Origin of the sequence: Acinetobacter sp. 22301, from assembly GCF_052045285.1 — a bacterium.
GTDB classification, from domain to species: Bacteria; Pseudomonadota; Gammaproteobacteria; order Pseudomonadales; family Moraxellaceae; genus Acinetobacter; species Acinetobacter pittii.
The window spans coordinates 55,475-66,999 of record NZ_JBQEOR010000016.1; the positions used below are offsets into that span (position 1 = coordinate 55,475).

An 11,525-nucleotide genomic window follows, 5' to 3' on the forward strand; every position below is an offset into this window, starting at 1 on the left:
TGAAGGAGAACAAACCTGATGAGAACTGCAATATTTCCTAAAGACCGCCATGCCTTATATGAACAGCATGGTTATTCAGCCGCAATTCAATCGAAAGATTTACTCTTTGTTTCAGGACAGGTTGGTAGCCTTGAAGATGGTTCACCTATACCTGATTTTGAAAAACAGGTAATCCAAGCTTTTAAAAACTTAGCAGAGACACTGAAAGCAGCTGGTTGTACTTTCGATGATATTATTGATGTCACCACCTTTCATACTGATCCAGAACGGCAGTTTGAAAGTATTATGAAAGTTAAAAATCAGATCTTTACACAAAAACCTTATCCCAACTGGACCGCTGTGGGCGTAACCTGGCTAGCGGGTTTTGATTTTGAGATTAAAGTTATTGCACGTATTCCTCATAATAATTAGTTCAAATTAGCACTTACTTTAATATTCGATTCATTGGCTGAGCTGAGATTATTGGTTCAGCTTGAATCGCAATTCGGTATAATGGTGTATTGCCTTTTTTATATCTCCATTATGGCTGAAAAGTTAATTAGCTCCCCTGTTCGTCATTGGTGCGAATTTGAGTTTATTTCCAAAACTGTGAAAAATCCCAATATCCATATTAAAGGAAATTATTCTTACTATTCAGCTTATTGGGATCAAGGCTTTGAACGTTGTGTAGTACGTTATTTACATGACAAAGCTTCAACGCCAGAGAAACCGATTGACCAACTTTATATTGGCAATTTTGTTTGTTTTGGCGCTGAGTGCGTGATCATGATGGGTGGCAATCAGCTTCATAGACCCGACTGGATTTCAACTTTCCCTTTTGATACTCGTAGTTTTTTGGCGGCTGGTGATACTATTATTGCTGATGGCTGCTGGATTGGTAGCCGTGCAATGATTATGCAAGGTGTCAAACTAGGTGAAGGTGCAGTGGTCGCCACTGGAGCCGTGGTAACTAAAGATGTTCCTCCTTATGCAATTGTAGGTGGAATGCCTGCGAAAATTATTAAATATCGCTTTCCTCAAGAACAAATCGACAAACTACTTGCTTTAAAACTTTATGATTTAGATGAGAAGCAAATTTTGAAAATACGTGAATATCTTCAAACTGACGATATTGATGCTTTATCTACACATATAAAAAATTTGCGCAATTTATAAAAATTTATCTAAAAAATTTGTCGTTATAAAATCACAAATGATTACGTGCTTGAATTTAAATCGTCAAAAAATAGGTATAAAGTATTAATAAATAAGCATCATTACAATAAGGAAAATACTCATGTTATATCAACATATTCTGGTTCCAATTGACGGTTCTGAAACTTCTATGGTCGCCATGAAAGAGGCCATTAAGCTGGGAAAAGTGTTAAATAGTAAAATTACAGTTGTACAAGTGATGGCACTTGATCCTTTTATTGCTGATGTCTACGTAAAAACTGGCCAAACTAATGAGTTGATTGAACGTACAAGAACTTATTTGCTCGACATTTTAGAAAAAGCAAAACAAGAATTTGCCAATGAAGGCATTACTGTTGAAACCAAACTGTTGGAAGGCTTTGTTGTACACGAGGAAATCATTCAAGCTGCTCAAGACTTAAATGCAGATCTGATTGTCATGGGTTCTCATGGCCGCACGGGAGTCCGAAAACTCGTGTTGGGAAGTGTTGCACAAAAAGTTTTAGGGGAAAGCCATATTCCTGTGTTAATTGTTCGCTAAAGTGAGAATGCCTGTCTGGCTAAAGTGAGCAAGATAGGCTTCTATTTCTTAAAAGGCATAACCTCTTCACGCGATTGCTCAACCGTTATTGTTTTTTTACTTTTGAAAGCTTCCCAAGAATAATTTTTATAATTTAATTGCCATAAATAATATGGTTGTCCCACATCTTTAAATTGAATGTTTAGTATCATCCATGCCTCATCATGACAATGGGGCGATTTTTTATAATCTTGTTCTGAAAAACATGCTCGAATCATTTCTCGTGAAGAAAAAGCAATATCTTTTAGTGCAACTTGATACTCCCCATGAGGTTTGAGCTTAATGAAGTCAGCATTTTCTTCAAAACGCCCTCCTCCTGAGTAACCCGTAAACCATCTATTAACTACTGCGATTGCAAACTCATTTTTATTTAAGGGATATAAAGCTGGAAAGATTTGTAATCCATCTGGTCCCAAATCATCGGTATGAGGCTCTTTATTATGATGTTGATAATCTTTAAAGTCCCATTGATCAACTACTTTATATTGATTATTTTGCTTCTTAACCTGAACAATTTGTGGACTTTCATCTATTAGGTAATAAATCGAATCTTGCGTATTTTTTCCCTTCCACAGGATAGCTTCACCACTGCATTTCTGTCTCAGTTGCTTGCATATCAAATCTATGTCTTGCTGAGAAGCCTTTATATTTGCAAAAGGTTGAGTTGAAATATCCTTTTCAGCATAACTCACCTGTGCCATCAAACTTAAAAGTAATACTGCTCCACTACACCATTTATTATTCTTTTGCATGTGTATTTACTCTCTAACATAAATATTAAGGCTGCCAAGCAAACTGCTTTAAGTCAACTTTACCATTTAAAAAATAGACACCTTCAGCTTCCAATTTTAATTGCTGAATATTTTCACCTTTTTCATTAAATTTACTTAGGCTAATTTTGCCTTGAGAATTAATCACACGATACCAAGGAACTTGATGATCAGCTTCAAGATGTTTCAAAACATAGCCGACTAATCTCGCATGTTTTGGTAATCCTGCCATACGAGCCACTTGTCCATACGTTGCAACTTTTCCGTAAGGAATCAAAGCAATGACTTCTAAAATTTGCCGATGTAGTTCATACTGAGTTGTCAAAATGGACTCCATAAAAATTGACATCATTCATATCATATAAAAAATTTTGAACAAAACTAAATGCAATCCAAGGTGGGCTTGAGGGAAATCTGCATGAAAAAAACATTACTGGTGATTACTGGCACTTTACTATGCGTTTCTTGTACTACACGCCCTCCTCTTCCTTTAGGAGAAACACCTAAAGTCTCTACAGATGGCCGCCCTATTATTCCAGTCACTTTTGTTTTTACAACCAACTCTCCCGAAGCTACAAAGTTTGATAATTATCAACAGATGCGTAAGGAAATTAAAATATTAAATAAATACTATGTAGATGATAAAAATAATAAAATTTTTAAATTTAAATTACATCGTTATATTCCTTATGAAGAGTTTTCAAAATTACATTGTGATTTAAAACAACAGATTAATCAGCCCTACCCAATTACGATTGAAACTATCCCTGCCAGTGTAAATACGTGTTTTCCGAAACGAACTGCAAGTAAAGAAGTGATTGTTTTTATTTATGATGCCTACTCAACAAAATGGAAATTTGAAGATGTAACGAGTAGAGCCTTTCGTAATAATGGCAAACCCTTTATTTTATTAGACTGGAACCGCCTCAATTATAATATTCAGGCTGGTAGCGTGCATGAAATGGGACATGTTTTTGGTCTAAAACATGTTTGTGCGCCAAAAGCTACAAAACGTACTCCAACCAACATCATGGCAAGCGCCGAATGTAAATTAGGCAGTGGTGGCTTAAGAAATTTAGGATTTACGCCAGTACAACTTCAAACTATTTTATCGACATACAAACAATATCCCTAAAATTTAATTTCAATATATGCTCCTAAGTTATCTTGGGTAGCGATGTAATTTTCAGGGGTCAGTGAAGATGTCATGTAAGTACTAGCTTTTAAGAAATCTTCAGCATTGACTGGATATGGCTGCCAAAATGTTTTCAAATTATTGGTGTAAATTGGATAAAGACGAAGTAAGTCTTTTGACAAATCTAACCTTGCTATACAACCATAAGGTAAGGCATTGTGTTTGTCATATTCGCCATTGCTATTAAACACAGCATTTCCAATACCAAACACGACTGGCTTTTGGTTGATGATCTGGACAGGTTGAATAGTATGAGCACCATGACCAATGATCAGGTCAGCGCCAGCTTGGGTTAGAATGGTAGCAAGCTTATTCTGCTCTTTTGTAATGGGCTTGAAGTCGACACCCCAATGGCAAATAACAATAATTTTATGTTCAGGATGAGTCAGCCTATAGCGACCTATTTGTTCAAGCAAAACACCATTTAAACACGCAATCCCACTCTTATAACCTAAAGCATAAAAATCATAATCGAGATAGGCAGTGTCTCTGTGCCAGTATCCGTTAAAAATAGCATAACGCTTATTTTCAAAAGAGAGTTGAAAGTAGTTATGAGCATCTTTTTGGTTTACACCTGCCCCGATATAAGAAATGTTAGCCTGATCCAACTGTTGTAATGTATAGGTCAGCCCGCGATCCCCATAATCTTTTAGATGGTTATTTGCCAACACCACATGATTAAGGTGAATATTTTTGAATGCTGCTAATGTTTGTTCAGCATCAGCTTTAAGAATAAAAGGCTTTTTATGATCTAAAGGAGATTGGTTTTCTAAAGAAAATACCGCTTCAAAGTTAGCAATATTTAAGTCATGTTCACCTAAAAAAGTTTTTATTTTTTCAAATGAATAGTTATATCCATATTGTTGTAGAGCATCTTTTTGACCCTTTGACCTACGCTTTTCAGTGTAGATTTCCCCAAAGTAGGTATCGCCTAGAATATTAATAATGCCACTTGGAGCTGAGCAAATTTTAGATGTTACCTTCTGTGTTTGAAAACAATGATAGTAAGGAATCAAGTGCTCAGCACGATGAATATCATCTAAGAAAAGAAAGAAACCTATCGTTTGGTTTTCTTCAAAGAAAGTGAGATAAATTTTTCTAAAAGAATTTATAAGATATAAGACCTCTACTACATTCTGTCCCATTAATGGTGTCTGAGGGAGATAAGACTTTCCTTGAAAATTCAGCTCCTTTATAAAGAATAGTTCTTTTATATCATTGGGATAGCTATAAATTTTTCTGATCAATAAAAACAAATGCTTTAGTTGATTTTGGGTAGCTTCATTTTTTAAAGTTAAGTTATAGGTAGCGGCTCTTTTAGAGAAAATTAAAGATGCTTGCTCATTTGTACCACAGAGCATCTTACTTAAAGCATCTTTTACATCTGCTGCTTGAGTAAAAATTAAGAACTGCAATAACTCGGTAAATGTGTAACTTTCAGATGCTTTTAAACCTAAATTTTGCTGTCCAATTTGCTTACTCATATTTTGTGGCACAACATAGACATCTTGAGCTTGTACTTTTTTTTGCTGAAATTGCTCTAGTGCATAGTCGATTAGCAATAACGTGGAGATATCATCGTCAAATTCAAATTGCCATACAGCTTCATCAAAATTTATAGTGTCGATATGTGCTAATAACTTGATTTCAACGGGTTGATACTTCATAGCTCATCACCTTTGTAATCTTTAACGTAAGCGATGTAACCCGATAAGTTATGCTCTTGGTCATCAATCCTTACTCGAAAACGATCATGGCGAATATAAAAAGCATGTAAAATTTTATCTGGTCGTGCCATATACATCGCCATTTCCGGATAAAAAAAGCCTGTCGTTTGAAAATCAGCTCTAAACTCAATTAATTTTTGAAGCTCATGCATATAAGCTTGCTCAAAAAGTACTGTGCGCCCCTGCTCTTTTAAACGGTTCACCATTTTATAAGCAGCCATTAACATTTCTAATAAAGTCGCATAAGTCGTTTTTCGATTACGAATAAAAATAAAATGTTTTAAATAATTATTTAAACCAAAAATAAAATATTTATCTTCAGGGCATATTTTAGTGAGCTCATTGGTACAATAACTTAACCAATGGTCATGATATTTTTCATATCTCTTTTCAATAAAACATTCAAACATTAATTTAACAGTTTCTAATAATCTAGAATCTTGGTTAATTTGATATAACCTTAATAAAGCTAAAGCAGCTTCACCATCATAATAAATAATTCTGAATTTTTCTTTTAAATCATAATCTGGATAATTTAATACGTGAGTTGTTGAGCCATTTGAATCTATTAATTTTAAAATACCATTTGCAAGTTTCTCTGCATATTTTTGATAATTAGTTTTTTGAGTAATTTCTTGATATTTAGTTAACATTAAAATAGCAGCCGCATTGGCACCTAATTTAATTTCAAATTCCCCTTCTTTACCATCAATCATGAAAGCAGTTTCTGAGTCTTTTTCTTTATAAAAGTTGGTCAATGCATATTGGATAGCAGCATGTATCTTGGGCCAATATTCTGGTTTACTCTGCACTTCAAATGTTTCCAGCAACGCATACACCGAGGTACAGTGGCGTACCGTATTGTAGTTACGAATATCTCGATCAAAGGCAGAAAAATAGCCATAGATAAATTTGCCATTTTCTTGAATTTGATCATGCAAAAATGCCGAATTTTTTTCAATTAACGACTGAAAATGCTGTTTCTTATTGCTCGAAATCGCCCTAATACCATTCGCATCATAACTACTCGCTAAATTAATGAATTGCCCATTTTCATAAAATGCTGCGTAGGTATCAAAAGTCCAAATGTCTTGTAGCTCTTGTAGTTTAATCTGTGGTTTAGTCGCGTTATATTTTTGCTTAATTGCATAATTCAGATTTGTTTCATCAAAAAAGTTGGGTTTGTCATAGCTCAAACCTCGTATAATTGCCTTTCCATAAATCTCTTGCTCAAGAAAAGCTACTGAACACTTTTCATCAAACCCAATACCTTTACGGTAGTGGTTGTTGTGAAATTGATGATGGACCTGCTGCTCTACTATTTTCCAAGCTTGTTTCGTTAAATTATATGCAACATCAATTTTTATATAATCAACAAGTGACTCATATGCAAACTGGTCATTAATGAAAGCTAATAATTGTATTTTTGCTTGAGAAAAGTTTGTTTTTTTACTATGCCATACGTTACATCTTTGGTCTTTAGGCCCATAAGATATAAATAAAATTGTTTCATCCTGAAAAGCGGAAGCATGTGGAGCGATATGTTCTAACCAAAGGTTCAGTTGTCTTTGGAAGTTTAAAAATGCTGTCACTCGAAATCAGTTCCTATCCGTTGTTTGTTGTTCTATAAAGTTTTCAATGCATCATAGCATGAACATATAAAAAGCTCAGTTAACGTATTGTTTAAACATAAAAAAAGAGCCCGAAGGCTCTTTTTTTTCTATAACTCGATTGTCAGATTAGAAAATGATTTGACCATTGTTGATCAAGTCATTCAATGTGACTGGACCAGTGAGGTTAGTCAATTGAAGCAATGGTGTTTCAGTGTAAGTACCTTCTACAAGTAATCCACCATCACGGTCTACGCTGATTGTCGCAGTTTGAGTACCAGCATCGTAGCTTACTGACACATATTGACCGATTGTTAAGTTAGTTTGAGAACCAATTAACAAGTTACTTAAGTCAATCTTATCAGCCTGATCATCCGTTGCAGTATTACCCACATGGAAGTCAGTCCATACATCTACACCACCAGCTGTTGTATTACCACCAGTTGCGTTAGTTACGCTTGCAGCCGTTAATGTGTTGTAGATCAAGGTATCAGAGCCATTACCAAGAGCAAATGTATCATTTGCTGCAGTACTTACTGCAAGGCTATTCAACTCTTGACTCAAGTTAATCGTCAATGTAGAGGCATATTCACTACCATCGATCACTGAAACTAACTTGTAATCAATCACATCAACTGTCGCATTAGCAGCACTGTCTAATGGTTTGTAGAAGTAAGAGCCATCATTGTATAGATACAATGTGCCTTCACCTGTATTCACTCCTTGACCAGCAGCTAGTTCATAAGTACCAGTTGTTGAGTTCATTACATAGAGCTGAGTACCTTCTACGACATCATTAGTAAGAACGTTACCAGTAATCCAATCTGTTTGACCATCTGGTGTGTATTGGTCTAGATGAGTCGCTGTGGTTGTAATTACTGTATCTAAAGTAACTTGGCCAATAGCAACTAGAGCACTAATGTTGAATACGATTTGGTACGTACCTGCAGACAGATGTGGGACATCTGTCGAGTAGGCTGGAGCACCCAACACGCCAGCTAAAGCCGTCGCTGAACCTGAATAAACCGTATCTACCCATACACCGCCTACAAACTGCTGAATCTTATAAGCTACAGTTGGTAATGCCGATAAGCTTAATGATGCAGTGTAGTTCAACTGTATATGAACATCACTAACAGTGTTCGCACCAATTACAAATTGGCTAGAAGTGACTGTACCCGTAGTACCGTAAATCGGAGTACCAATAATTGGAACAGTACCAATCTGAGCAAATTGTAAGTCACCACTCGCCACTGAAGCGGCAGGATCTACCACTGGTTCCATACTGATTGTCGCATCATCTGTATCAGGCGTTACTGATGGCGTTGGAAGAGTAGCATCTGCCGAAGGATCTGCTGTATTCCAAGTGACATCAACATCTGGCGAACCAACTTGAACATGTAATGTAGCTGTATCAGTTCTGCCAGTCACTGGATCTGTCACTGTGTAAGTGAAGCTATCAACTTTACCTACATTCGCCATATCCGCAGTTGCCTGATAACTATAAGTACCATCTGCATTAATAGTCAGAGTTCCATATACGCCTACAACCGTTGCAGGAGTACCCGCTACAACTGTAGTTGTATTACCATTTTCAGCTGTAACAGCAGTTACTACTGAAGTTGTTGTAATGTAGTCTGGCACATAGTTTGTACCGTAAACAGCAGAGTTATCATCAGCGAGTACATTACCAGTTACAGGATCAACAACCAGTACAGGCGGTTGAGTGATATCACCGTGATTCAGTGTGATATCCGCAGTAACACTACCTAGAGCTGTAAGTAATGTGTTGCTTTCCATGAACAACTCATAAGTACCGGCACTTAAGTTATCAATCTTGAATTGAACTTCAGAACCAAAGATACCTAACAAGTCAATTACGCCAGTATCAGAACTATCCGCAACTACAGTACGAGTGCCATCTGGATTTACTCGTGTTAATACCACATGTAAACCGTCGACAACCGTAGCAACCGAACCAAAGTTCACTGCAATGATGGCGTCAGTCAGATTACCTGGATCAACTGTAAATGTCGCTGTACCTTCTCTAGAACCGATAACAATTCCACCTACACCGAGTAACCAGTTATAGCTGATCGCATTATCAAGTACCTCAGTTGTTACTGGATACACCATGTCTATTTCAGCTGAAGCAACGTTATCCATTGCATCTACTGGAAGCGGGCTAGTAATTACAGCTGGTTGAGATGGATCTGCATCGTTCCAAGTCATATCTACACTGTCACTATCGAGACGAACATAAAGTGTTGCCTCAGAAGTGTTACCTGTTACAGGATCAAGCAAGGTGTAGGTAAATTGATCTACCTGACCTAGGTTTGCTCCGTCTACAGTTGGGGTATAAGTGTAGTTACCATCTTGGTCGATCACCAATGTACCGTATGTACCAGTGATTGTTGCACCAGCAACTGGATCAACCGCAACACCATTCACTTGAGAGATCACAGCACTGCTGCTCGCTGCATCAACTTCACCAGTGAGGCTCGCATCTTTGATGACATTGCCAGAGATCGGCTCAACAGAGTAACTAGCCACGATGTATGGATTGTAGACATCCATCGTACCAGTTAATGTTCCGCCTAAACCTACACCTAGCAAGCCTTCATATCCGATGAATGCGCGATACTGACCAGCATCCAATCCTTCAAGCACAGCGGTTGGCGTACCACCGATAAGTGATAAATCGATGAGTGAAGCTTCTGGGTTAGTACCACCAATCGATACCCATTGACCTGTTGCTTCATCAAATTTCTGAACAACAATCGCATAATCACTGAGTAAATCGGCAGTAATTATCGCATCGAATGTGAACGTTGCTGTACCTTCGCGGTTTGGATCAACAGTAAACTCAATTGCGTCGTTACCAAGCAATTGTAAGTCGATACCTGCTAACGATACTGCTGCAAGGTAAGTTGAACTGCCTAGAGCAACATCATCTGCAACTAGCAACGGTTCTGGGTTGATTTCTGCAGTTACAACATTATCCACAGCTTTCACAGAGCTCAATTGAATATTGAGGTTTGCTTGAGCCGTATCACCAGTTACAGGATCAGTTAACGTATATGTAAACTGGTCTGTTTGTCCTACACCGGCTGCACTTGCAGTAGGCGTATAAGTGTATGAGCCATCAAGGTTGATCACCAATGTACCGTAAGTTCCAGTGATGATTGTGCCATCTGCTACAACAGGTTGGCCGTTAACCGCACTTACAACTGTTGTTGAAGTTACAACGTCTACTTGACCAGCATCATTTATTTCTGTAATGACATTACCTTCAGCAACTTCGGTGTAGTATCCACCTACTTGTGTTGTGTCATAAACATCCATTGTGCCAGTTAAGGTACCCAGTAAACCGATACCTAGAAGGCCGTTGTAAGTCATGAATGCACGGTATTGACCTTCTTCTAGACCTTCAAGAACCACACCAGGAGTTGAACCTAGCAAAGTAAGATCAAGAATGTCTGCTTGACCACCGCCATAGATTGAAGTCCATTGACCTGTTGCTGTATCAAATTTCTGAACAACTAATGAGTAGTCAGATAATGCATCTACTCCAATTAAAGCACTGTAAGTAAATGTCGCATTGCCTTCTTGACCAGCACCCACTGTAAAGTCGATTGACTCTGACCCTAACTGCAAATCAAGTCCAGCAAGCGATACAAGTGCTAGATAAGTGTTGCTTCCTAGTGCTGCATCATCTTGTACAAGCAATGGTTGAGGAGCAAGTACAGCTGTATCAGTGTTATCGAAAGCAATGATAGAGCTTGCAAGAGTATAAGTTTGCGTATCTTGAAGTGTACTAGCGTTTCCTGCGAGGTCTGTGAATGTCGCAGTAGCATCAACAGTTAAGTCTGAATCTGCTGCAAGACCACTACCAGCTACATCAACTGTCCAAGTACCTGCTACGGCATCAACTGTGGCTGTATATTCAACACCATTTACAGTAACCACAACACCTGTTGTTACTGCATCTGTAGGGATGTTGGTCAATGTACCTGTTAAGGTCACTGATCCACCAGCTTCTGTCGCATCCAAGATGTTATCAGCAGTAACTGGGTCAATTGCTAACACAGTTGTAGTGATATCAGGTGGAGTAACATCTAGAGTTACCGTTACATCTGCATCAGCAACATCTACGTTACCTTGTGCATCTACAGCCTCAGCATGAATCACAATCTGACCAGTCACAGGATCTGCTGCTGTTGCGGCAAGAGTCGCTGTAATGAAGCCGTTTGCAAGGTCAGCTGCAGTCACGGTGTAGTTAGTACCGTTAACATTCACTACCGTGCCATCGATTGCATCTGGTCCCAACGCCACTTGTGCATTGAAGGTACCGTCTGTGCCTAGCTCGTCTGCATTCAAGATACCGTCGCCATTTAAGTCTTCAGGAATCGTGATCGCACCGATCAGGTCTGCAGGCAAGGTATCTACAGTCACGGTGATATCTGCATC

General features: G+C 37.9%; 9 protein-coding genes. 4 read left to right on the plus strand and 5 right to left on the minus strand.

Annotated elements, in window-relative coordinates; all coding sequences use genetic code 11:
* The first annotated feature begins 18 nt into the window (after positions 1 to 18).
* The 3 genes from ACTJJH_RS17340 (at position 19) to ACTJJH_RS17350 (ending at position 1,714) form a co-directional block, all read left to right on the plus strand.
* Positions 19 to 411 (plus strand): RidA family protein, encoded by a 393-nt coding sequence (locus ACTJJH_RS17340; protein ID WP_005072948.1) that lies wholly within the window; start codon positions 19 to 21, stop codon positions 409 to 411.
* Positions 412 to 522: 111 nt separating this feature from the next.
* Positions 523 to 1,155, plus strand: a complete 633-nt coding sequence (locus ACTJJH_RS17345) for a CatB-related O-acetyltransferase (RefSeq protein ID WP_440601509.1) — start codon at positions 523 to 525, stop codon at positions 1,153 to 1,155.
* Between the two features lie 121 nt (positions 1,156 to 1,276).
* Positions 1,277 to 1,714: a universal stress protein gene (locus tag ACTJJH_RS17350; protein ID WP_014207464.1), complete on the plus strand. Its 438-nt coding sequence runs from the start codon at positions 1,277 to 1,279 to the stop codon at positions 1,712 to 1,714.
* Positions 1,715 to 1,755: 41 nt separating this feature from the next.
* Here the strand turns inward: ACTJJH_RS17350 and ACTJJH_RS17355 are convergent, their stop codons facing one another.
* Together ACTJJH_RS17355 and ACTJJH_RS17360 are read right to left on the minus strand one after the other, a co-directional pair.
* Positions 1,756 to 2,505, minus strand: coding sequence for a hypothetical protein (locus ACTJJH_RS17355; protein WP_063099502.1), 750 nt, complete (start codon positions 2,503 to 2,505; stop codon positions 1,756 to 1,758).
* A 25-nt stretch (positions 2,506 to 2,530) separates the two neighbouring features.
* Positions 2,531 to 2,860: an MGMT family protein gene (locus ACTJJH_RS17360; protein WP_320540554.1), complete on the minus strand. Its 330-nt coding sequence runs from the start codon at positions 2,858 to 2,860 to the stop codon at positions 2,531 to 2,533.
* 81 nt (positions 2,861 to 2,941) lie between these two features.
* On the opposite strand from ACTJJH_RS17360, the gene ACTJJH_RS17365 reads away from it, so the two are divergent.
* Positions 2,942 to 3,658 carry a hypothetical protein gene (locus ACTJJH_RS17365; protein ID WP_002115569.1) on the plus strand — a complete coding sequence of 239 codons (717 nt, stop codon included), beginning with the start codon at positions 2,942 to 2,944 and terminating at the stop codon, positions 3,656 to 3,658.
* Here the strand turns inward: ACTJJH_RS17365 and ACTJJH_RS17370 are convergent.
* The 3 genes from ACTJJH_RS17370 to ACTJJH_RS17380 form a co-directional block, all read right to left on the minus strand.
* Entirely contained in the window at positions 3,655 to 5,385 is a 1,731-nt protein-coding gene (locus tag ACTJJH_RS17370; protein WP_440601510.1) for a CapA family protein, read from the minus strand. The two genes, ACTJJH_RS17365 and ACTJJH_RS17370, sit on opposite strands and share 4 nt — an antisense overlap.
* Entirely contained in the window at positions 5,382 to 7,037 is a 1,656-nt protein-coding gene (locus ACTJJH_RS17375) for a poly alpha-glucosyltransferase (RefSeq protein WP_440601511.1), read from the minus strand. Before ACTJJH_RS17375 ends, ACTJJH_RS17370 begins: the two co-directional genes overlap by 4 nt.
* Before the next feature lie 147 nt (positions 7,038 to 7,184).
* A partial coding sequence (locus ACTJJH_RS17380) for a beta strand repeat-containing protein (protein ID WP_440601512.1) occupies positions 7,185 to 11,525 on the minus strand: 4,341 nt, incomplete at its 5' end.

Bases quoted from the DNA above. Each gene is read 5' to 3' on its own strand.
- ACTJJH_RS17340 (WP_005072948.1), top strand. From the start codon at position 19: ATGAGAACTGCAATATTTCCTAAAGACCGCCATGCCTTATATGAACAG.
- ACTJJH_RS17345 (WP_440601509.1), top strand. From the start codon at position 523: ATGGCTGAAAAGTTAATTAGCTCCCCTGTTCGTCATTGGTGCGAATTT.
- ACTJJH_RS17350 (WP_014207464.1), top strand. From the start codon at position 1,277: ATGTTATATCAACATATTCTGGTTCCAATTGACGGTTCTGAAACTTCT.
- ACTJJH_RS17355 (WP_063099502.1), bottom strand. From the start codon at position 2,505: ATGCAAAAGAATAATAAATGGTGTAGTGGAGCAGTATTACTTTTAAGT.
- ACTJJH_RS17360 (WP_320540554.1), bottom strand. From the start codon at position 2,860: ATGGAGTCCATTTTGACAACTCAGTATGAACTACATCGGCAAATTTTA.
- ACTJJH_RS17365 (WP_002115569.1), top strand. From the start codon at position 2,942: ATGAAAAAAACATTACTGGTGATTACTGGCACTTTACTATGCGTTTCT.
- ACTJJH_RS17370 (WP_440601510.1), bottom strand. From the start codon at position 5,385: ATGAAGTATCAACCCGTTGAAATCAAGTTATTAGCACATATCGACACT.